Source organism: Selenomonas oralis (assembly GCF_051603425.1).
GTDB lineage: Bacteria > Bacillota > Negativicutes > Selenomonadales > Selenomonadaceae > Selenomonas > Selenomonas sputigena_A.
Genome location: NZ_CP194411.1, coordinates 684,888 through 706,827 on the forward strand (window position 1 = coordinate 684,888; position 21,940 = coordinate 706,827).

A 21,940-nucleotide genomic window follows, 5' to 3' on the forward strand; every position below is an offset into this window, starting at 1 on the left:
GACGAATGCCGGCCTGCGGCGGCAAGGCGGGCTACAGGCCTCCCACTCCCAAAGGCGGGCGGAATTCATGCAGATCCCCCAGAACCTGCCGGATCTTTTCCTGCACTTCCTGTACGGAAAGGATTGCCAGACAGTCGATTCCCTTGCTGCAGGAGCGTTTCCAGCAGGCGCGGCAGGAGCGTGGTATCTCCAGCGCATTTTCCTGCTGGCCATAGGGACCGTTGCGGTTCGCATCCGTCGGCCCCATGAGCATGACCGTGCGCGTGCCGAGGCCGGCCGCAAGATGCACGGGACCCGTATCGCCGCCGATGACGAGAACGGCACGCCTGAGGATATGCGCGAGCTGCTTCAGGCTCGTGCGCCCGACGAGGTTCACGGGCGGAATCTCGGAAGCTGCATTGATTCCCTGCGCCAGGCTTTCATCGAGACGTCCGCCGCCCACCAGAACGGGAATCAGCTTTTCGCCGTAGAGCCAATCCGCAAGGATGGTGAAGTACTTCATCGGCCAGCGCTTGTTCGGCCAATTCGCGCCGATGGCGAGCGCGACGAAGCGGCTTCCCTCCTGTACGCCCTCCGAGGCGAGCAGCTCATCCGCGGAGGCTGCCTCCCTCGCCGTCAAAGCAACGGGGAAGCGCACCTCATCGACGCGGCAGCCAAGGGCGCGCGCGACATCGAGGTAGCGCTCGACGATGTGCCCCTTCGCGTGCGCCCCCCTGACGGGGCGGCTCACACGAGCCGATCCCTCGCGCATGTTCGCCATGCCGAGGCGCAGCCGCGCTCCCGCCTGCGCCACGATGGCCGCCGACTTGAACAGCCCCTGCAGGTCGAGCGCCGCATCGTAGCGCCGCTGCCTGAGCTCACGGCGGAAGGGGCGAATCTCGGAGAGGAATCCCCGCAGGGTGCGGAACCTTTTTTTCTCAAAGAGGATGATGTCGTCGATATAGGGATTGCCCTCGAGAATATCGTAGGCCGTCGGCTCGACGACCCATGTCAGATGGGACTCGGGAAACGTCTCCTTGATCGCATAGGAAACGGGCAGAGCATGAATGACGTCCCCGATGGCGCTGAGTTTGACGACCAGGATGTTTTTCATAAAATCCCCCGAACTTTCCTTCTTCCATACATCTTCCCAGGAACGCCCAAAAGGCCAAGCCAAAGACGCAGGCCAATCGGCTTTTTCAAGACAAGGGCGACGCACGATGTCCACTTTCCGGACGTTGGTGCATGCCGTTCACTTCTGCCCGATCTTCTCTATGATCTTCGTCGTAGAGCGTCCCGGCACGAGATCGATAAACCGCACCTCTCCGCCGTATTTCTCGACGATCTTTGCCTCGGGCAGCGTTTCGCGCGTGTAGTCGCCGCCCTTCGCGTAGACGGCCGGACGCACTTTTTCGATCAGGTCCTCCGCAGTCGGCTCGTCGAAGAGCACGACGAAATCAACAGAGCGCAGGGCGCTGAGAACCGCCGCTCGGTCAAGCTCCGCATTGACGGGGCGGCTCTCTCCCTTGAGCCGCCGCACAGAAGCGTCGCTGTTGAGGCCGAGCACAAGACAGTCGCCCAAGGCGCGCGCCTGCGCTAAGTAGCGCACGTGTCCGGCGTGCAGGATGTCGAAGCAGCCGTTTGTAAAAACGACACGCTGCTCTGCTGCGCGCAGCGTGTCGCAAAAGGATGCGATATTTTCTCTCGGTATCAGCATGACGAAAGCTCCCTTACTTTTTTATGCAGCTCCCCGTCGCTGACCGTCGCCGTGCCTAATTTCCGTACGGCAATGCCGGAAGCAATGTTGGAGACATAGGCGGCCTCCTGCGGTGACGTGCCTCCCGCCAGCGCGAGGATGAAGGCCGCAACGCAGGTATCGCCGGCGCCCGACACGTCATAAACCTCGCTCTTATCCGACACGGGGATCTCATACCGTGCGCCGTCGGACAAGAAGAGCAGCATGCCCTTTTCGCCGCGCGTGATCAGCGCCCCCTTCGCGTCGAGCTCGCCGATGAGCTCACGCGCCGTCCGCTCGATATCCTCTTCCGTCTCAAGGCGGCGATCGAAAGCGGCCGCCAGCTCGGCGTCGTTCTGCTTCACATAGTCGACGCCGCGGAAAGAGCGCACGCCGTAGCGCGAATCGACAATCGTCGGCATTCCCTTTTGGCGGCACGCCGCCAAAAGCTCCGCCCGGATCTCCTCTGTGACCGTCCCCGAGCCATAGTCGCTCAAAACGACGGCATCGACAGAAGAAAGCGCCTTGAGAAGAGCCGTCTCCAGCTCCTTTGCCAGCAAAGTCGGCAGAGGATCGCGGCTTTCCTTATCTATGCGCACGATCTGTTGGCTGACCGTCGCACGGCCGCCCGCGATGACGCGCGTCTTGGAAATGGTCGGCCGCTCCGCCGTCCCGACAAGCCCCGCCGTATCGACGCCGACCTTGTCCAGGACCGCGCGGATCCCGTCGCCGCCCGCATCCCGTCCGAGCACGCCGAAAGCCTTGACCCGACCGCCCAACGTCGCGGCATTGTGCGCGACGTTGGCCGCACCACCCGCGACGACACGTTCTCCCATCTCTTCCAGGACGAGCACGGGCGCCTCGCGCGAAATGCGTGAAATGCGCCCGTCAAGATAGATATCGGCCACCATATCGCCGAGAATGAGGACGCGCGTCCCCTTCATGCGTGCGACGGCATCCATCGCCCCGGCGGATTCAAAAGCTACTGCCATATACCATGCCTTTCTCTCACCATGGAGTGAAGTTCAGCTTGACCGTCCAGCGGTCGCGTTTCTCGCGGTAGCGTGCGATCAGCTGGACGCAGTGCATATCGTGATACCAATAGTAATCGACATCGCGCAGCGAATGGCTGTCGACGTCGTAGGCAATGCCGCAGACGAAGCGGTCGTTGTCCGTAAGCTGGTAGCTGAACCCGGAATAGACGGCCTTGTTGTAATCCGCAACATCGTAGTCAAAGAGAGAGTTTTGCGAGGAGTTCTGCGCGTAATCGTATTTCGCATAAGCCGTAAAGCGGTCGTCGAACTTCTTCAGCAGCGTGGCCGTCCAGTTCACGCCGGCAACCTTCGAATCGTTGTACGACTCCTTCGTGACCGAATAGCTTGTGTTCAGGTAGAGATTGAAATTCTCTCCGAGGGGAATCGCGTCCGGTGTCAGGCTGAACTTCCAATGGGTATGCGTGCTCTTGAAATCATTGTTGTGCCAGCGGCCGCGCTCGGCCTCGATCCCCCAGCTCACGGGCAGATCCCTCACGCGCCAGCTGTAGTTATAGCGCAGGCTCGGTTCCCGTTTGAGCCAGTTATCGTTGTCATCCTGCCAATAGCCGTAGCCGAGGCGGAAACGGCCGAACCCCGCATCGTAGCGCAGCTCCGCATTGCTGCGGACGCCCTCGTTTGTCGCGATTTGCAAAAGCGGCACGAACTCAAGATGATCCGCAAGGGAAATGCCGAATTCCTGCCGAATGATAAGGCCGCTGTCCTTGTCGTAAGAAACGCGAGGAAAGGGAGACGACTCCTTCTTGTTGGGGCTGAGATCCGCTTCATAGCGATTCCTGTGGGCAACGCGCATCTTTTTGACCCAGAAGTCACAGTCGTGGAAGATCGCCTTGTCGTTCGGATAGATCTCGATGAGCTTGGCGCTCGTATGGTAGTCCGGCTGCTTCGCCGAACACTTCGTCGCCGTGCCGTCGTGAATGACGATCTTGTCCGGATAGATCTCAATCTTCTTGCCCGAAATGTACTGATGCGCCACCCTACCCTGCGCATCCTCGATCGTGCCGATGCCCGTGCCGTAGTTGTAGGCCAGCTTCCAGCCGTCGATTTCGGCAGAGGTCTGTCCCGGTGTCAGCTGGATGAGATGCGCCTTGTTCTCGACCCTGACATCCTGGGAGATCATATTGCCCTTGATCTCATCCGAGGTCACGCGGCGATTGTCGATCTCGGTGATCTTCACGTTGCCGCGCGCCAAAAACTCGCCCGTGACCTGGTCGTAGAGAAGATCGTCGCCCTCGAAGGAGGCCGGCAGATTTTTCGCCGCCGGATCTATGGGCTGGCGCAGATGCTGGCGCATATCCTCCGTATCCTTCAGGAGCTCCTGCTGCGCTTCCGTCAGCCGGTTCTCCTTCGCCGCGCGCCTTTCGTTTTCGATATAGTCAAGGATGTCCGCCGCCGTATCCGTGGAAGCGCTGTAAGCCGCGGACGCCGTCCCCGGCAGAAGGGATGCGGCCAGCAGGACGCCAAGCGCCGCCTTTTCCTTGCAAAGCAAAAGATGGTGCAATATCTTCATGAGGCTTTCTCTCATCCTTCCGTTGTCGGCACGGCATACAGCACGGTATCATTCTTCGTCTGGATGAAGAGCTCCGTCCCCGCCGGCAGTTCGATATTCTTGCCCTTGACAAAAGCCCCGCCGATGATGCCGATCGGCCCGAGAAGCAGCATGCCCGCGACGCTCGCGCCGGCAGCCAGGGCATAGCTCTTCAATTCCTTCTTCGCTTCTTCCCCGACGAAGGTCGTCACATCCGTGCCGTCCATTGCCTTGGTCGTGTGGAAGTCGGTTTCGATCTCCGCATCGCGCCCGAAATTGCGCGCCTGCCGAACCTTCTTCACCGTGCCCACGCCCGGCTGTCCCTTGGCGAAAACGAGCATGCCGTTCTGCACGACATCCTCCGCCACCTTATAGTGGATGGTGTCGCCCACCTTGATTTTTTTCGCATTGACGTTATCGGTCAGGGCGATCTTGATGATCGTGTTCTGCGGCACCGTCACCTCCTGCAGGGGGACGCTGTAGCCGCCGAAGGCAGCCGTGCCGAGAGACTGTATGCGATTCTTGTAGGTGCCGCCGTTCGTCTTTCCCTCGACGAACATCTCCATATCCGTCACACGCTTGTCGATGGGCAGCGGATTGACCTCATGCGTCAGCCCCCACTCAACGGCGTTGAGCTGCGTCAGGAGTCCCGGGCCTCCCGCATTTTCGTAGATATCATCGTAAACGATGTTGATGCGGTCGAGCATGGAGCCATTGTTGTGTATGCCAAGATAGTCCTTCTCAAGACGATTGATGCGGTCGACGAGCGCCCCCGTCTGCGTGCCGCCCCAAGTCTCCTCTTCAACCGCCGCGAGCTTGCCCTGCACCGTTTCCTCCACGGCAGCCCTCGCCATGCCGGCATGCGTCACCAAAAGTGCTGCGCAAAGCGCCGTACTCATTATTTTTTTCCAGAACATGGTTCGTCCCCCTTTTCCTATTTCTGCATATATGCTCCCGACAGGGCGCATACCTTCTGTTTCTGACTTCACCTTTTAGCCTTATTCTGCAAAGACCCCTAAACTCCTTCCTTAAATAACGCTAATTTGCCGCCTTTTGGCCGCCTTTACAAGAAGGCTTCGTTTATGATAACATAATATGGTCATTATGACGCATCATTGTATTCATACAATGGACGCGGCAACATCAGCCGCCCGCCGTCCTGCGGACTTTCTCGCGGGATGTTCTGCCTGCGGGCCGCCGGCACCGCCTTGCTTTTTGAGACTCCTGCCGACGGCTCAGAAAACCTTGGGGGGACTTATGGAAAATCTAATTCCGCTGCTCAATTCAATCGACTCCGTACTCTGGGGGCCGCCGCTCATCACACTGCTCGTGGGCACGGGCATCTTCCTGACCATCCGCCTGCGCCTGCTACAGGTCGTGCATCTGCCGCTCGCGCTCTCCCTCATCTTCCGCGCGAGAAACCGCGGCGAGGGCGACGTCTCAAGCTTCAAGGCGCTCTGTGTCGCGCTCGCCGCGACTGTCGGCACGGGCAACATCGTCGGCGTCGCGACAGCCGTCAAGGCGGGCGGCCCCGGCGCCATCTTCTGGATGTGGATGGCGGCCTTCTTCGGTATGGCGACGAAATACGCCGAAGGGCTGCTCGCCATCAAGTACCGCACGACGGACAGCCGCGGTGAGATTGCGGGCGGCCCGATGTTCTATATCGAAAACGGTCTGGGCCGCAAGTGGCGTCCCCTGGCGATTTTTTTCGCCTGCGCCTGCGTGCTCGTCGCCTTCTTCGGCATCGGCACCTTCCCGCAGGTCAACGCCATCGTCGACAGCGTCGAGATTTCCTTCGGCGTGCCGCGCCTGGCGACGGACCTCGCCCTCACGGCGCTCATCGCCGCCATCACGCTCGGCGGCCTCAAGAGCATCGCGCGCGTCGCAGCGGCCATCGTTCCCTTCATGGCGCTGACCTATATCGCGCTCTCCGTCGTCCTGATCTGCCTCAACATCGAGGCTCTGCCCCATGCCATCGGGCTCATCCTGCAGAGCGCCTTTACGGGCGAGGCCGCTGTCGGCGGTTTTGCCGGGTCCACCATCATGATGGCCATGCAGAACGGCATCGCGCGCGGAGTTTTCTCGAACGAATCGGGGCTCGGATCCGCACCGATCGCCTCTGCCGCCTCCAAGACGAAGCGCCCGGCTGAACAAGGGCTCATCTCCATGACGGGCACATTCATCGACACCATCATCATCTGCACGATGACAGGCCTTGCGCTCGTCCTCACAGGCACCTGGTCGGGCGATGCGGCAGGCGCCGCCATGACGAGCGCCGCCTTCGCTGCGAGTTACGGCCATATCGGCAGCCAGCTCCTCACCATCGCGCTCGTGCTCTTCGCCTTCACGACGATCCTCGGCTGGAACTACTACGGCGAACGCGCCACGATCTACCTCTTCGAACGCAAGGGGCTCCTGCCCTATCGCCTGATCTTCATCGCGCTCGTCGCCTCCGGCGCCTTCCTGAAGCTCGAAGCCATCTGGATCATCGCTGACATCGTCAACGGCCTCATGGCCATCCCGAACCTCATCGCCCTCCTGCTGCTCTCGGGCGTCATCGCCAACGAAACGAAGAAGTACCTCGATCAGGTATCGCGCCACTCCAAGATCAAGCACTCCTGAAAATTCATCCTGGAAAAAGAAAAAACTCCCGCGGCAGCCTCTCGGCAGTGCCGCGGGAGTTTTTCCTTTTTCCGCAGTTCATGCAAATGCGGTGCACAAGTTCCACCTGCGGACGTTTATGCGTGCAGGTTTCAGGAAACGGGTTCCCTGCTCAGAAGATGAGGTGCGCGACCACATAGCCCATGCAGCAGCCGGAAGTGACGCCGATCAGCCCCGGGATCATGAAGCTGTGGTTCAAAAGATACTTGCCGATGCGCGTCGTGCCCGAACGGTCAAAACCGATACAGGCGAGATCGGACGGATACGTCGGCAGGAAGAAGTAACCGTAGCAGGCAGAGATGAACGACATGATGAGCACGGGATCGACGCCGACATTCAAGGCCATCGGCACAACGATAGCGATGGCCGCCGCCTGCGAGTTGACGAGCTTCGACGTGAAGAAAGCGATGATGGCATAGGCCCAGGGATATGCCGTGACGGCCTCGCCGAGAACTTCCTTGAGGAACGCCATGTGCGCGCTGAAAAACGTGTTCGCCATCCAGGCAACGCCGTAAACGGAAAGGAGCGCGACCATGCCGGAGCGGAAAACCTGGCTGTTGCCGACTTCTTTCGCCTTCACCTTACAGAAAATCAGAATAGACGCAGCGATCAGGAGCATGATCATCTGGATGACCTCCGTCATGTCGAGCGGCTGCAGCACACCCGCCTTATCGGCAAAATGCGGCAAAAGCTCCGGGTCGTTGCCGAGAACGGCGATGACGAGGATGCCGAAAAAGAAAATGAACATCGCATGGTAATAGGAGCGCGGCAGCGTCTCGCCCTGCAGGCTCTCCGCCTCGCCGTAGACGTATTCACGATTCTTCGGGTTCTTGATGAACTCCTGGAATTCCGCATCCTTGTCGAGATCCTTGCCGCGGCGGTAGCTCCAGAGCGCCGCGCAGATCACGCCCGTCAAGGTCGCGGGAATCGTCACGCCGAGGATCTGCAGAACGGACACCTGATGGCCCGCCTGCGCCATAAAAGCGATGATGGAGACGACGGCTACAGAAACAGGCGAGCCGCAAATGCCCATCTGGGCGGCGACGGACGACACGGCCATCGGACGCTCGGGGCGGATGCCCTGCTTGATGGCGACATCGTAGATAATCGGAAACATCGTGTAGACGACATGCCCCGTGCCGCAGAGCACGGTCAAAAACCACGTCGTGATCGGTGCAAAGATCGTGACCTGCTTCGGGTTGTTGCGCAGGAACTTCTCCGCGTACTTGAGCATGACCGTGAGGCCGCCCGAAGTCTGCAAAAACCCTGCGCAGGTGACGACCGCCAAAATCGTCAGCATGACGGAAATCGGCGGCACGCCCGGCTGATAGCCGAAGACGAAGGTGTAGACGACGAGGCCGATGCCGCTGATGACCGCAAGCCCTATGCCGCCGTGATGCACGCCGAAGATAAGGCAGGCGAGCATGACAAGAAAGCCGAGAAATAATTCCATAGAAAAACTTCCTTTCCAAAACCACTGAGTCTTTGGCCGGAATACCGAGATTCCCCATCCCCTCCTGCGCAGGGTTTCAAAAACTCCGACCAATATACCAAAGATTATAATACAATAAATTTGGATAAGCAAGAAAAAAGATGGGGCGTTTCCGCGCGCCAAATGCGCGGAAACGCCCCATCCTCCTCCTCTCAATAGCGGCGATGCTCTTTCACATAGTCGACGGGACGGCTCCAATCGACGTGAACGTCCGTCGCCTCCCAAAGACGCGTCAGAGCGATCTTGAAGCTTTCGACATCGGCCTTGGGATCGATCTGTGTTTTTTGGAAATCGCGCAGCGTCTCGTGCGGTATGGCGATCTCGTGCGTCTTTCCCAAATACGCCTCGACAGCCGCACGCGCCTCCGCCTCGTCCAAAACAACGGCGATCGTCTTCTTTTCGGCGTCGTACTCGACATAGCCGAGCTCATTCTTGTACTGAATTGCTACGCTGTAGGCCTCTGCCATCTTTTTATCACCTTTCCTTATGCCTCTTTTTCCGCTATACTATGATATGGAAGAACAACCCTCCTGGGCAGCGCCGCTCGCTGCGGCACGCCCGCCAAAATTCATCAAAAGAAGGCGAATCCCATGTATTCAGAATATCTTGTCCTGCTCGTGATCCTCGCCCTGAGCATCATCGGGCACAACTCGACCGTGGCCTATGCCGTGCTCATCGTGCTCGTGCTGAAGCTCCTCGGCCTCACAACGGCGCTCAACATCCTCTCTGCCAACGGGCTGAACTGGGGCATCGTGCTCCTCATGGTCGCCATCCTCATTCCCATCGCAACGGGCGAGGTGACCATGACGAACATGATCGACGCTTTCAAGAGCCCTCTCGGCATCATCGCCATCATCTGCGGCGTGCTCGCGGCCATGGCCGGCGGCGGCGGCGTGGAACTCTTAAAAGACGACCCGCACATCGTCGCGGCGCTCATCATCGGCACGATCATCGGCGTCTGCTTCTTCAAAGGCGTCGCCGTCGGCCCCCTGATCGCAGGCGGCCTGACCTACGCACTGATGAAGCTCTTCGCTCTCGTCAAGTAGCGCCGCCCCATACGTTCATACCAGAAGCTTGCGCATCGCCTTGGCATTTTCCCTGGCGGTGCGCTTTTTGTCATAGGCCGCGACAGCCTTCTCCTGCTCCGCCTCGTCCCTTGCCAGCACGAGCTCCACCCGTTCGCCGAGGATCCGCTTGGCCTGGCGCAGGACGAGCGCCATCGTCTCGTCAGCCGAGACAAGCACATACGTCCGCGCGAGATCGCTGTGCGCCGCGTGCAGGAGATCCGCCACGGAAGGGCAGGCCGTGCGGCTGCCCGGCACGATGACATTCGCGCCCAGCTCCGTCAGGCGAAGCCCGCGTTCCTGGCTGGACGCGACAGCCAGCAGCGCGACCGGCATCAGCGACTCGTAAACCGCCGTCAGGGAATGCGCCTCCGACATATTGATGAGGCGGAAGGCATGCAGCCTGCCCCAGCCAATGGCCTGCTCGACGACAGATCCCGGATGGTCCGTATGCACATGGACGTGCAGGGCACCCTCGCCCGGCTCGACGACAACGAAACGGCATGATTCCTGCAGACGGTGCTCGACCTCGCGCACCCGCGCCTTGCTTCCCACGATGCTGAAGGAAACGCAGTACGGCCGCACGAGATCCTTGCGCGGATCAGGAATCGCGAGCTTGTCCGCCCCCATGCCGAGAGAAAGGCTTACCGCCGGAGAAACGAAATGGCCGTCCAGCCCCTTCATGCACCCCTGCAAAAACAGCTGCATGACCCGCGCTCCGGGTTCTTCGCGCTTTTCCTCGGCCAGCGCCCTCGTCCCCTCCGCGATTGCCGCCTGGAGGATCTCTGAAATCGGCAGATTGGCGCGCACGGCATGGTGCGCCCCCTTCGCCACCGCCTTGGCCGCGGAAACGATCACAGCCTCTGTGCCGGGCGGCAGCACGCGCTGCGCATAGAGGATCCCGTACTGGAAGGCCTTGCCGAACTCGGACGACGTTGCATCCGACTTGCCCGAAAGACCTTTCGCCAGACCTCGGAGGAGCTGTCCGAGCACAACTCCCGTCGTCCCCCTTGCGCCGAGTACCGCCGCGCTCGCGACGCGGCGCGCCAGCCCCCCGATGCTCTCGTCCTTCACATCGACCAGCGGCATCACGGCCGCCCCCATCGTGCGCAGCACATGCGTGCCCGGCAGCGCCGAACGCTCCCCCAGCTTCTGCCGCGAAAGCTCGTCTATACTCTCGTATTCCAGCAGGAGTTCACCATAAGCGCCGCTGAGCATCCTCTTGAAATCGCTGCCGGTGATGATTTCCCTATTGCCTGTCATACTGATCCCTTCTTCCCTGTCGTCTCTTCCTCCGTCCGGCAAGTCTGCCCTGAAAGTTTACAAAGTTTACAGAAATTCTCCTGCAAAAACAGGATTCTTCTATAGTATTCGCGAAATAAAAGAATTAACCTTCTATCTCCTTGTTCCCGCAATTTTAATTTCTCATGAAATCGGAACAGCCTTACGGGATAGGGCATGACAAAAGCAGGAAAACCCTCTGCGCCATGCAGGAGCGACAAAAAGCAAAGGAGCCTTTCGATGCCCAGAATAAAAAAGACTGCGTCAGAAAATGAAACAACCGCCGCCGAGCAGCTCACCGCCCAGGCGGCTGAGATGAGCGCCTCCCCCGCCGCGCAGGAACCGCCTGCAGACACGGCAAAAAAAGCCAAGCCGGCAGCAAAAACCGGCGCGAAAAAAACAGCCGCCAAGACGACAACAGCAAAAAAAACGCCGGCAAAAAAAGCGCCTGCAAAGAAAACGGCGGCGAAAAAAACAACCGCCAAAAAGACAACAACAGCCTCAACCGTAAAAAAAGCAGCGGCCTCAACAGCAAAAAAGACAACGACTGCGAAGAAAGCGACGGCCAAAAGCGCCGAAAAAATCGCCGCTCCCGGGCAGAGCGCGGCCCCGGCAAGCAAGGCGCCTGCAGCTGCCGCTGAAAAAGAAACGGCCGTCATCCGCCCGAACGCAAACGCCGCCGCAAAGACGCCGCAAAGACCGAAGGGCGAGCCCATCTTCGCGCTCGACATCGGCACGCGCAGCATCATCGGCATCGTCGCCGAAAAAAGTGAGAACGACCAAATGCGCATCCTCACCACCGTGCACCGCGAGCACAAGACCCGCGCCATGCTCGACGGACAGATCCACGATGTGCCGCAAGTGGCCGACCTCATCCACGAGGTCAAGAAGGAACTCGAAGCCTCCGTCGGCTCCCTGAAAGCCGCTTCCGTCGCAGCCGCGGGACGCGCCCTCTACACAATGACCGCCGACGCCACGACCGAGATCAACGGCGTCATCAGCGACGAGCAGCAGCGCGCGCTCGACTTCGCCGGCGTGCAGGCGGCACAGGCCAAGATCGCCACATCGAAGGACATCGAGGATCCCGGCCGCTATTACTGCGTCGGCTACAGCACCATCCAGTACACGCTCGACGACATTCCTCTGAAGAGCCTCGTCGGCCAGCGCGGCAAACTCGCCAAGGCTACAGTCATCGCCACCTTCCTGCCGCGTCAGGTCATCGACTCCATGCAGTCGGCGCTGCGCGACGTCGGCCTTGAGATGCGCGCCCTGACCCTCGAGCCCATCGCGGCCATTAACGTGCTCATACCGCCGACCATGCGCCATCTGAACCTCGTCCTCGTCGATATCGGCGCGGGTACCTCCGACGTCGCCATCACGAAGAACGGCTCCATCATCGCCTACGGCATGGTCCCCTTGGCCGGCGACGAAATCACCGAGGCCATCAGCCAGCGCTACCTCCTCGACTTCAACGTCGCGGAAAACGTCAAGCGCAACGCCTCGGCCGGACGCAAATCCAAATTCACCGACATCCTCGGCACGGAATACGACCTCGGCCCCTCCGATGTCATCGGCCCCATCATGCCGAACATCCAGAACCTCGCCGATTCCATCGCACGCCAGGTGCTCGAGCTCAACGGCGACTCGCCGCAGGCCGTCATGCTCGTCGGCGGCGGCGCACAGACGCCGGGGCTTCCTGCCCTCGTGGCAAAAGCGCTCTCCGTGCCCGAGAATCGCGTCGCCGTGCGCCATCCCGAGAACATCATCGGCGTCGAGAGCATCCCCGCCGAGCTGCAGCGCCCCGACGCCGTAACGCCGCTGGGCATCTTGAAGATTGCCTCCATCAACCTCCTGCACTTCCTTTCCGTTTACGTCAACGAGCAGGAAATCAACCTCTTCAACTTCCGCGATCTCACCGTATCCGACGCTCTTCTGAATGCCGGCATCCAGCTCAAGAAATTCAATGGCCGCCCCGGCCTCGGTCTCATGGTCACGGTCAACGGCGAAAAGAAATTCTTCCCCGGCTCCCTCCCGTCCATGGCCATCTTGAAACTCGACGGCGAAGACACGACGCTCGACACGCTCGTCAAGGCAGGCTGCCATATCACCGTCGCGCACGGCAAGGACGGAGAAACACCTGAAGTGCGCCTCTCCGAAGTCCTGAAGGTGGAGCCGGACTTCCCCCTCATCATCAACGGACGCGAAACGCGCATCCAGCAGGCTGCGCTCGTCAACGGCGAGCCTTCCAAGCCGGAACGCCTGCTCGCCGACAACGACATCGTCGAGAGCAAGGAACCGCGCACCCTGGGCGAGGCGCTGAAAGCCGCCGGCTATCCGCCGACGGGCCGCAAGATCCACTACACGCTGAACGACAACAACGCGCAGTACGTCATCTCACCCGAAATCTACCTCAACGATGAACCGGCGACCATCTCCATGCCCATCCACGAGGGCGACCGCATCGAATACCAGATGACGGCAGAGCCGAAACTCAGCGACGTGCTCGACATCTCGCGCCTGCAGGCCGCCATCACCATCACCTACAACGACCAGGAATACGAGATCCCCTCCGCCGCGCTGGAGCTTGAAGTCAACGGACACAAGGCGTCGCCCGGCACCTACCTTGAGGACGGCAGCGTCGTCTACTACAGGCTCTCCGAGAAAAAAGCCACGACCGTCAACGAGGCGCTCCTCGCCGTCGGCTTCGAGCCGCCGCCGCCCACGAGCCGCGTCAGCGTCTCCATCCTTGTCAACCGCCGCCCCGTCATCTTCACCGACCCCGTCAAGAACGGTGACCGCCTCGACATCATCATCAAGCCGCTGCCCGCCCCGCCCGCAGCAGCCCCCGCCGGCAATGCAGGCACTGCTGCAGGCGGCACGACAGGCCTCGGCTCCGGCACACCGAGCGCAGACATCTCCGGCAGCCCCGCCCCAGCCTCCGGAAGCGCCCCTGCTGCCGGCACGCCGGCTCGCAGCACAGGCTTCAGCGGCATTCCCCCTGCGGCAGGGACGAGCGGCTTCAGCAGCATCCCCAAAAGCAACGAACCGGGCGTCTCCCCTTCCGGCTTCTCCCTGCGCGACGCCATCAAAAGCTCCGGCGGCCTGCCGCCTCATTCCTAAGGGGAAAACGCCTCTTGCCACGGTGCAAAATCCATGGTACAATATCACTCGTAATCTTCGCGGGCATAGTTCATCGGTAGAATACGAGCTTCCCAAGCTCGGGAGGTGGGTTCGATTCCCATTGCCCGCTCCATACGAAAAAACAGAGCTGTCAGAAATGGCAGCTCTTTTTGTTTCACTATATCGGTTTTACTCCCTTCGCCGTTTTTTCTTTCGTCGCCCCTTGACACATCCCGGACAAACGGAATAAGATTCTATAAAGGATGAAATTCCATATCAATTAGGAGGCCTCTCTCATGAAAACAAAACTCAGCGGCGTGGAGGAAACCCTGCTCATTCCCCTTTGGGCACGGGCGGAGGAAACGAAGCGGCCGGACGGCCTGATCCGAGATGATTTCGCCGTTCGGCTCGTCGAACAGATTGACTACGATTTCTCCAAGTTTGCCCGCGCCAGGCACTCACAGGCAGGCGTCGCCGTGCGCAGCTATATTCTTGACCATGAAACGAGCGGCTTCATCGAGAAACACCCCGATGCGGTCTGCATCAATCTCGCCTGTGGCCTTGACACTCGGTTCTATCGCATTGACAACGGACAGATCGACTGGTACAACCTCGACTTGCCCGATGTCATGAAGCTGCGCCAAAGCCTGTTGCAGGAAAAAAATACGCGCACGCACGATCTCATCGCTTCGGTTTTCGATCCCGCCTGGCCCCATCAAGTCGAGCGGGCAGGACGTCCCGTCCTCATAATCATGGAAGGCTCCGCCATGTACTTTACGGAAGATCAAATGCGCAGCCTGTTTTCCATGCTTACCGAGGCCTTTGCAGATGCCTCCATGTTCATCGAGATCATGACGCCCTTTATCATCAGCCAGCAAAAACGCCACGATTCCGTAGATACAAAAAAGGCGCCCTTTCAATGGGGTGTAAAGAGCGGCAAGGAGATTGAAAAACTCCATCCCGCCATCACTTTCCTCAAGGAACAGACCTTCTACGAAGGCTTCCGCCGCCGTTGGGGCTTATTCGGCGTCCTCTCCCTGATCCCTTGGTGGAACAAAAACTGCAACGACAAAATTGCCTGCCTGCACTTTGCGTCTCATTGAGTTGTTTGAGCTTCCGCTCCTTGCGCAGACATCAAATTTGCTTTATAATTTTTCATACTGTACAGGATATATTCCTATAAGCTTTCAGGGAGGGACTTTGCATGAAAATGAATTGCAGGCTCTATCTAGGTGCGTTTTGTATGCTTTTGTCACTTTTTTGTTTCCATGCACACGATTGCCATGCCGCCGAGCCTCCGGCAGAATATGCGGTTTGGGACAGGATGCCGTTTGAAGCAGCCGTCGAGGCAAAATTGGAGGCGACAGCCCCCATCAGCCTGTACAACGCCCCCAGGGGAACCGCACTCGTCGGTTCCGTATCCTCCGGGGAGGTTGTCCAGCGGATTTCCTGCGTCGTCTACACGCATCCACAGAAGCATCCCGTACGGGTGCTGCAGACGCTGCAAACCTACAAAAAGCACAGCCAAACCCCCGACGGACCGGTTCTGCAGCCCGGCTCCTATATCTATCTTTTGATGTACACGGGAGAAGGAACCTACCTCGGCTGGTACAACGGCGAAGAGGCGTGGTGGCTGGCAGGCTACAACATCAAAAACTTTGCCGACGCAGCCCAGCAGCCATGGGGCGAATATGTCGGCGAACCGACATCAAGAAAACTTTCCATCGAGGCATGGTACTGCCTTCGCAAAAGCGACGGGACAACAGGCTGGGCAATGGCCGCAAAAAACGGGGATTTCTCCCATGAACACCTCAAAATGATTTGGAAATAATCCCGCAAACAACATCAGAATCTATAAAGCGTCATTCACTGCAAAACGCATGCAGCAAATGACGCTTTATTTCTCTTAAAGAACAAAAAAATTGCCCGCACGTCATGCACGCGAATCGCATGATGTTCGGGCAATCAAAGAAACCGTTTGCCGTTTAAAGCAGGCTGTGTTGTCTGCCAAGCTCGCGAATCTTTTCCGGCGGGATTTTCGATACTCTCGCAATGGTTTCAAGGGGAAGTTTTTCTTTCAGCAACCCCAAAACAACCGCCGCTTTTCCCTCTTCACGTCCCTCTTCACGTCCCTCTTCGCGTCCCTCTTCGCGACCGCGAGCAAGGCCGCGAGCCATCCCTTGCTCGATTCCATCTTCACGGATGGCTTCTTCAAAATCCTTTTGGTTCCATTCAAAATTTACCATATCGACAACCTCCCCCTCGTGTTCTTGCAAAAATTCTTTCATAACATCATGTTCCATACAATACCGCATGGCTTCTCGGATTGCCTGCACACGCTCCATCCCCTCTGCGATATTGATTTTAATTCGATTCATAAAAAAGCTGTAGTCGTGAAGCGAACGACTCATCCGCAGCAACATCTTCCCGCTTCCATAGGCAATATTGTGAAAAATAACCTTAAGCTCCAACCGGATTTCCCCTTCATCTTCCATATATGCATCGGACAGCTTCATCTGCTCGGTTTCCGGCGTATCTTTATCGCCTGTATAGAATACATGAAACTCCGGCCGTGGGAGTGGAATCTGCTTGTTTTGATACAAATTTTTGGCAGGAATATATCGGCGCAGCTGTTCGCAGATGTAATACAGGCAACGTAACGGCATATTCTGATTCATTGTACTCTGATGCTCTATAAAAACCAAATGATGGCCTGCCAAAAGAAAAGAAATATCGTTCTTCACTTGCGACAAGAACGTCCCGTCCAGCGTCACGATTTTTACATGCTCTGCTGACGCATACGTTCTTCCGTGCAGGGCGCTCGCGACTTCTCTCAGGCGTACCGTGTTATTGAAATACATGCGAAATACCGTGTCTTGATACCGCCGCCCTTTCTTTCCATCGCCCATACCTGCACCACCCTATCTATGAGAATCTTTCTTTTATTATACCATAAGACGACGCGACAGAGGCATTTTTTGTCGAACCGGTGTATGTGTCAGGGGAACGCATCCTCCCGCACACCGAACAAGCAAAGAAAACGGCAAAGCTTTCTGCTCTGCCGTTTTCTTTTGCCCTTAGGCGAGTTCCTGATCCTCGCTCGAGCGGATATACGACTCCTTGATGGCCGTCGGGCTGACGCCGCGGACGACGAGCGCGTGCTTTGCGATCACGTCGTTCATCACGCCCTCCACCTCCGCCTTCGTCAGACCCGCCTTGGGATCCGCGAGACTCAGCGTCACGGTCTGCGCCTCCGAAAGCTTGAAGACCATCTTCAGCGACTTCGCCATATCTTTCACCTCCTTTCTTCTAGCCAAAAGCGGCGCTTCGCCAGCTCAGCCTGCCGGCCGCGCCGCCCCTCGCTTACTCTTCCGTCAGTGCGGCTGCGTCCTGGCGCATGACGTCATGCACGGTGTGCGCCTGCAGGGCGCCGATGTTCTTGCCGAGCGTGAGGAAATCCTCATCGCCGAGTGCCGGGTTCACATGCTGAATCGTGCGCTGGCTGTAAGTCGGCGCGCCCTTCTTGTCCGTGCCCGTCTGCACCCGAAGAATCAGCTTCGTCGCCGCTCCCGTCTTCTTGACTGCCATATCTCTCACCCCCTTTCGCCCCCATACATGCAGCCGGCAAAGAAGATATATCCAACCGGCAAACTCAAAATTTTTCGAGCCGACGGCGCAGCTTCAAAAGCGCCCGCCGCTTGACGACCGCGGCGTAAGCCGGTGTCAATCCCAGACGGCAGGCGGCCTCCCGGAGCGTCGTATCCGCCAGGTAAACGAGCGACAGCAGCTCCTTCTCCCTCGGGGAGAGCGTCCGGATTGCCCGTGCGAGCGCATCGCGGAGAAGCAGGCAGTTTTCCGCCCTGCCCGCCGACGCATCCTCCGCCATGTCCCAAAAGCCGTCGCCCTCTTCCCCGTCGCCCGGATGCACCTCGCGCTGCCAGTAGGCGCGCTCACGCCGGAAAAACGTATGGAGATCGCCGTAGACCCGCCGCTTGAGGAAGCCCTCGAACGGAACGCCAAGCGCGGCGTCAAAATCCCGCACCGCACGCAGGAAGCTCTCGCGCGCCGCCTGCAAAGCATCCTCGAACACCGTGCGCAGATGACGCTGACGCGCCGCACGGAAGAAGAGCCCCTGAAACCGCTCGAAAAGTTCTTCCAAAATCGCCCCGTCGCCCTGCTGTGCCTGCAATACCATCTCATTCATCGTCATTTTTATTCCCTCACCTTTCGGCGAGGAACCGGTTCCTCATAATTCAGCGCTGGATCCATTGTAGCTGCGGGGCGGGCGCACCGCAAAAGACGACTGGATACCGGATCGGCGCATACTGTGGGCGCAAAGGCTCAAAGACGAACACGGCGGAAGCCGCAGCGTCCGCCCGGCAAGCCCGCCTGATTCACCCAAAGCGGCTTGCCCGCCTCGTCAACGGCAAAAACAAAAGCACCGCAGCCCATCCCGCTGCGGTGCTTCAAACATACTGTTTCATTGTATTTATTTCCTTCCCAAAACGGCCTTGCCGCCGCCCGTGCCGCCGCTTTCCCATACCTTGCGCCAGAAAAGGCGGCGCAATACAGCGGCATCGATCCCAGCCTCGAGCTCCCGGCGCAGGAGGTGAGCTGCACGCAGATGGGCGGCCAGCGTCGCCTCCCCCCAGAGTGCGCACAAAAAGCGTCCCGAGGAAAGCTCCAGCGCGGTCCGTCCCTTCTCCTGCCGCAGGCGCACATGCGCGGCATTGACGACGCCCATCGCCCCGTCCCCCCTGAAGCGCGGCCGCCGCGCCTGAAACGGTACGAGCACGAGCTCCGCGCCCATCGCCAGCGGCGCCGCCTGGCGAAGCGCCGTGCGCTCCTTCGCCCAGGCGCGCAGAAGCGGCAGCGACTGGCAATGACGGCGCGCCAGACGTTCCAGCAAAGTGCGCAGCCGCACGGGCAAAAGCCGCTCCGTGCCGTCCGCCAGCATCAGGCGCGTGCAGTCGCCCTGGCCGTCCACATATTCCGGCACGGCCGCCTCGATTTCCCAATCCTCCGGCAAAACAAGCCCCTTCATTCCTTCATCCTCCCATCGAATCCTAAACTTTCACACCTTACAGAAACCCGGCCAATCCATCTGCGCCTTCGACTTGACTTCTTATATTTTTACAGAACATATGTTCGGCAAAAATAGTATAACATGTCTTTCATATTTTTGGCAAGAGGCAGCGCAGGCAAAAGAAAACGGCTGCCCTGCATTTTCCCGCCAAGATGCAGCGCCCCGTGCAGACACGGAGTTCCGCTTGCCAAAACGGCTCACGGGCATCGCATCATAGCGGCTGCGGCTTATGCAGAGCAGCCCCTTTCCTTTTTAGGAAAACCTCTTTCTTGAGAAAAACGTCTCGTCGTACAAAAGCCCCTCGAGCGTATAGAAGCCGAGGCGCGTCAAAAGCTCCAGGACATACGGATTGTCGAGCGGCGTGCGGTACGGGGAACGCTTGCCGTATGCCTTGACATGCTCTTTCGCCGCTTCCTGCGGGATGAGTTTTTTCGGGCCGCCTACGCAGCCGCCGGCACAGCCCATGCCCTCGAAGAAGTTGGCCTTGATCTCGCCCTTCATGATCTCGTTGAGCATTTGCCTGCACTCGGCCACACCGTTCGCATGGAGCGCACGCACTTTGATGGCTCTCTCGGGATTCAGCTGTTCCAACGTCATCTGCACAGCTTTCGAGACGCCGCCCGCATAGGCATAGATGCGTCCAGCCTCGGAAGAATAGACGCGCTTCTTGTCCGACTGATCCTGCGGCAGAATCCCGAGCCGATCAAAAATATCCTTGCATTCCTGGAACGTCAATACATGATCGATCGCGCCGATGAGGTCGGGATCCTTCGCCTCGGTCTTCTTGGCGACGCACGGCCCCAAGAAGACCGTCAGAGCATCGGGATAGAGCTTCTTCACCGTGCGTCCGGCGGCGATCATCGGCGAAACCGACGGCGGCACATGGGGCATGAGCTGCTGGAAAGTTTTCTTGATCATGGCGACCCACATGGGACAGCAGCAGCTCGTCAGCACATAGTCCGACTCCGACTGGATATGGCGGTCGAACTCCAGCGCTTCCTTGAGCGTCAGGATGTCGGCGAAAAGAGCGACTTCCACAAGCCCGTCAAAGCCCATCTTGCGGAACGCATTGCGAATCTGCCCTGTCTTGACGTCCTTATACTGTCCCAAAAAAGCCGGTGCGATCAGCACATAGGCTTTGCGGCCTGCCTTCTTGCCTGCAAGCACATCCTCGAGAACAGCCCGCGAATCCTTGGAAAGCGGTTTCTCCTTCCCCTCATCTGAAAGCTCCTCTTCTCCCCATACCGGTTCATGGATGGAGGGATGGAACAGACAGTTGAGCTGTTCCGGATCGTACTCGAATTCCTCTTGGCCCGTCGCCCTTTTCAGCGCCTCATGGTAAAAATTCTCAATCGTCTGCATAGCGGATTTCCCCTTTCCGACAAAAGAGCCATTCCATTACTCTCGGTTATATTATAACCTCTTCCTATGATTTTGTCAGCATTTTTCAGGACATATCTTCAGCCGCCATGCGAAACGACAGCAGAGGCACGGAACGGCTCAGCGCTCCCGGCCTCCGTCATCGCTCTGCCAGAAGCGGCGATGCAAAACATCCACGATGGAGATGCGTCCATCGGGAAGATAGGAGCCCGTGTCGACAAGAATCATACTCCGGTTGAGAAACAGCGGTTTTTTCGCCCTCGGCACGATATAGCACGTCGGCGTGTGTCCGGCGACAACAACTTCCTCCCCTTCATATTCCCGGTAAAACTCCTCACGGATCCACAAGAGGTCGCACGGCTCCTGCTCCTCAGGCGGCACGCCGGGACGGATGCCCGCATGGGCGAAAACATAACGCGCTCCATCCTGCTCGATCGAATAGGAAAGCGGCAGCTCCTCGGCAAAGCGCAGCACGCGTGCCGACGCGCCCGGCTCTTCTTTGTCCCATGCCCGGAGCGCCGCCTCGGTCTGCTTGCCGCCATTGGGCATCCAGATGCCGCCCCCCTCCCCCTTGCGGAAGTGGTCCAGCATCATCTGCTCGTGGTTGCCGCGCAGGAGCACAACATTCTTCTTCTCCGCCAGCTCCATGAGAAACGCCAAGCATTCGCGCACCTGAGGCCCGCGATCAATGTAATCGCCGAGAAATATGAGAAGATCCTTGGACGCATCAAAGCGCACTTTCCGATAGACGGAGAGCAGCTTGGAAAAATGCCCGTGGATATCCCCTACCGCCAAAATTCTCCGGTACGTCATGCCCAATCCCCCTTTCCGGACAAGCGGCGGCTGCCGCCTATTTGAATACCTCGAACTTCCTGTATAAAAAATCCTATCGTTCCTAAAAAACCGTAGTTCTCAGGCATCCACCGGCAAAAAGCGCACGACTTCATGCCTTGCTGCCATAGACGCGGCGAGATGCCGTCTGCCAAAAATCTTCCATCAGATTTATTGTATCACTGAACCCTTCCAAAAGATATACAAACAAAAAAGAGACGGCAGCGCCATCTCTTTTTGCTGTTCATCTTCCCTTGCCGTGATCCTTCAAGGCGCGCTCGATATCGCGCTTTGCGGCTTTCGCCGCGAGGTCGCGGCGCTTGTCGTAGTTGTGCTTGCCGCTGGCAAGGGCGATTTCAAGCTTTGCTCGCCCGCGCGAGAAGTAGAGCTTCAGCGGCACAAGCGTGAAGCCCTTTTCCCGGGTTTTGGAAAAAAGCTTGACGATCTCCGCCTTATGCATGAGGAGCTTCCTCTTCCTAAGCGGCTCGTGGTTGAAGATATTTCCCTGTTCGTAGGGGCTGATGTGCATGTTCTCCACGAAGATTTCGCCGTTCTTGATGGAGGCGAAGCTGTCCTTGAGGTTCACGCGGCCTGCGCGCAGGGACTTGACCTCGGTGCCTTGCAGCACGAGCCCCGTTTCAAAGGTTTCGTGTATGAAATAATCGTGGCGCGCCTTGCGGTTTTCCGCGACAATCTTCATGCCGTCGTTCTTGCGTCCCATCGCTTCCCCC

At 58.6% G+C, this 21,940-nt stretch carries 22 protein-coding genes and 1 tRNA gene; 6 read left to right on the plus strand and 17 right to left on the minus strand.

The window, feature by feature from the left end:
* Positions 1 to 31 precede the first annotated feature (31 nt).
* The 5 genes from ACRTGH_RS03260 to ACRTGH_RS03280 form a co-directional block, all read right to left on the minus strand.
* Positions 32 to 1,093 (minus strand): glycosyltransferase family 9 protein, encoded by a 1,062-nt coding sequence (locus ACRTGH_RS03260; protein WP_368846893.1) that lies wholly within the window; start codon positions 1,091 to 1,093, stop codon positions 32 to 34.
* Positions 1,094 to 1,231: 138 nt separating this feature from the next.
* Positions 1,232 to 1,696: a D-glycero-beta-D-manno-heptose 1-phosphate adenylyltransferase gene (gene rfaE2, locus ACRTGH_RS03265; protein WP_368846892.1), complete on the minus strand. Its 465-nt coding sequence runs from the start codon at positions 1,694 to 1,696 to the stop codon at positions 1,232 to 1,234.
* The gene (locus tag ACRTGH_RS03270) at positions 1,690 to 2,706 is read right to left on the minus strand and encodes a bifunctional heptose 7-phosphate kinase/heptose 1-phosphate adenyltransferase (protein ID WP_368846891.1); all 1,017 of its coding nucleotides are present in this window, start codon (positions 2,704 to 2,706) and stop codon (positions 1,690 to 1,692) included. Before ACRTGH_RS03270 ends, rfaE2 begins: the two co-directional genes overlap by 7 nt.
* A gap of 16 nt (positions 2,707 to 2,722) precedes the next feature.
* Positions 2,723 to 4,276, minus strand: a complete 1,554-nt coding sequence (locus ACRTGH_RS03275; protein WP_368846890.1) for a Tat pathway protein — start codon at positions 4,274 to 4,276, stop codon at positions 2,723 to 2,725.
* Positions 4,277 to 4,287: 11 nt separating this feature from the next.
* Positions 4,288 to 5,211, minus strand: a complete 924-nt coding sequence (locus ACRTGH_RS03280) for a hypothetical protein (RefSeq protein WP_368846889.1) — start codon at positions 5,209 to 5,211, stop codon at positions 4,288 to 4,290.
* Positions 5,212 to 5,551: 340 nt separating this feature from the next.
* Between ACRTGH_RS03280 and ACRTGH_RS03285 the strand changes: the two genes are divergently transcribed.
* Complete coding sequence (locus tag ACRTGH_RS03285) at positions 5,552 to 6,916, plus strand: alanine/glycine:cation symporter family protein (protein WP_368846888.1); 1,365 nt, start codon at positions 5,552 to 5,554, stop codon at positions 6,914 to 6,916.
* Between the two features lie 151 nt (positions 6,917 to 7,067).
* Here ACRTGH_RS03285 and ACRTGH_RS03290 read toward each other — a convergent pair whose 3' ends face one another.
* Complete coding sequence (locus ACRTGH_RS03290; RefSeq protein WP_368846887.1) at positions 7,068 to 8,408, minus strand: anaerobic C4-dicarboxylate transporter; 1,341 nt, start codon at positions 8,406 to 8,408, stop codon at positions 7,068 to 7,070.
* A gap of 191 nt (positions 8,409 to 8,599) precedes the next feature.
* Positions 8,600 to 8,914, minus strand: a complete 315-nt coding sequence (locus ACRTGH_RS03295; protein WP_368846886.1) for a hypothetical protein — start codon at positions 8,912 to 8,914, stop codon at positions 8,600 to 8,602.
* A 123-nt stretch (positions 8,915 to 9,037) separates the two neighbouring features.
* Here ACRTGH_RS03295 and ACRTGH_RS03300 point away from each other — a divergent pair, with 123 nt between their 5' ends.
* The gene (locus ACRTGH_RS03300) at positions 9,038 to 9,493 is read left to right on the plus strand and encodes a DUF441 domain-containing protein (RefSeq protein ID WP_368846885.1); all 456 of its coding nucleotides are present in this window, start codon (positions 9,038 to 9,040) and stop codon (positions 9,491 to 9,493) included.
* A gap of 15 nt (positions 9,494 to 9,508) precedes the next feature.
* On the opposite strand, the gene ACRTGH_RS03305 is transcribed toward ACRTGH_RS03300, so the two are convergent.
* Positions 9,509 to 10,774, minus strand: a complete 1,266-nt coding sequence (locus ACRTGH_RS03305) for a DAK2 domain-containing protein (RefSeq protein ID WP_368846884.1) — start codon at positions 10,772 to 10,774, stop codon at positions 9,509 to 9,511.
* A 258-nt stretch (positions 10,775 to 11,032) separates the two neighbouring features.
* Between ACRTGH_RS03305 and pilM the strand changes: the two genes are divergently transcribed.
* From pilM to ACRTGH_RS03325, 4 genes are all read left to right on the plus strand, one after another.
* Positions 11,033 to 13,912 (plus strand): pilus assembly protein PilM, encoded by a 2,880-nt coding sequence (pilM, locus tag ACRTGH_RS03310; protein ID WP_368846883.1) that lies wholly within the window; start codon positions 11,033 to 11,035, stop codon positions 13,910 to 13,912.
* 59 nt (positions 13,913 to 13,971) lie between these two features.
* Positions 13,972 to 14,045: transfer RNA gene (locus tag ACRTGH_RS03315), tRNA-Gly, on the plus strand.
* A 163-nt stretch (positions 14,046 to 14,208) separates the two neighbouring features.
* On the plus strand, positions 14,209 to 15,015 hold the full coding sequence (locus ACRTGH_RS03320) for a class I SAM-dependent methyltransferase (RefSeq protein ID WP_368846882.1): 807 nt from the start codon (positions 14,209 to 14,211) through the stop codon (positions 15,013 to 15,015).
* 101 nt (positions 15,016 to 15,116) lie between these two features.
* Positions 15,117 to 15,743 (plus strand): hypothetical protein, encoded by a 627-nt coding sequence (locus ACRTGH_RS03325; RefSeq protein WP_368846881.1) that lies wholly within the window; start codon positions 15,117 to 15,119, stop codon positions 15,741 to 15,743.
* Positions 15,744 to 15,897: 154 nt separating this feature from the next.
* On the opposite strand, the gene ACRTGH_RS03330 is transcribed toward ACRTGH_RS03325, so the two are convergent.
* The 9 genes from ACRTGH_RS03330 to smpB form a co-directional block, all read right to left on the minus strand.
* The gene (locus tag ACRTGH_RS03330) at positions 15,898 to 16,821 is read right to left on the minus strand and encodes an RpnC/YadD family protein (RefSeq protein WP_368846880.1); all 924 of its coding nucleotides are present in this window, start codon (positions 16,819 to 16,821) and stop codon (positions 15,898 to 15,900) included.
* 168 nt (positions 16,822 to 16,989) lie between these two features.
* The gene (locus tag ACRTGH_RS03335) at positions 16,990 to 17,202 is read right to left on the minus strand and encodes a DUF2922 domain-containing protein (protein ID WP_368846879.1); all 213 of its coding nucleotides are present in this window, start codon (positions 17,200 to 17,202) and stop codon (positions 16,990 to 16,992) included.
* Positions 17,203 to 17,275: 73 nt separating this feature from the next.
* Positions 17,276 to 17,500, minus strand: a complete 225-nt coding sequence (locus ACRTGH_RS03340; protein ID WP_368846878.1) for a DUF1659 domain-containing protein — start codon at positions 17,498 to 17,500, stop codon at positions 17,276 to 17,278.
* A gap of 64 nt (positions 17,501 to 17,564) precedes the next feature.
* The gene (locus ACRTGH_RS03345; protein WP_368846877.1) at positions 17,565 to 18,122 is read right to left on the minus strand and encodes a sigma-70 family RNA polymerase sigma factor; all 558 of its coding nucleotides are present in this window, start codon (positions 18,120 to 18,122) and stop codon (positions 17,565 to 17,567) included.
* Positions 18,123 to 18,253: 131 nt separating this feature from the next.
* Entirely contained in the window at positions 18,254 to 18,382 is a 129-nt protein-coding gene (locus ACRTGH_RS03350) for a hypothetical protein (protein ID WP_368846876.1), read from the minus strand.
* Between the two features lie 19 nt (positions 18,383 to 18,401).
* On the minus strand, positions 18,402 to 18,956 hold the full coding sequence (locus ACRTGH_RS03355; RefSeq protein WP_368846875.1) for a hypothetical protein: 555 nt from the start codon (positions 18,954 to 18,956) through the stop codon (positions 18,402 to 18,404).
* A gap of 294 nt (positions 18,957 to 19,250) precedes the next feature.
* Positions 19,251 to 20,360: a [Fe-Fe] hydrogenase large subunit C-terminal domain-containing protein gene (locus ACRTGH_RS03360; protein WP_368846874.1), complete on the minus strand. Its 1,110-nt coding sequence runs from the start codon at positions 20,358 to 20,360 to the stop codon at positions 19,251 to 19,253.
* 138 nt (positions 20,361 to 20,498) lie between these two features.
* Positions 20,499 to 21,191, minus strand: coding sequence for a metallophosphoesterase family protein (locus tag ACRTGH_RS03365; protein WP_368846873.1), 693 nt, complete (start codon positions 21,189 to 21,191; stop codon positions 20,499 to 20,501).
* 262 nt (positions 21,192 to 21,453) lie between these two features.
* Entirely contained in the window at positions 21,454 to 21,930 is a 477-nt protein-coding gene (gene smpB, locus ACRTGH_RS03370) for an SsrA-binding protein SmpB (RefSeq protein ID WP_368846872.1), read from the minus strand.
* Between the last annotated feature and the right edge of the window lie 10 nt (positions 21,931 to 21,940).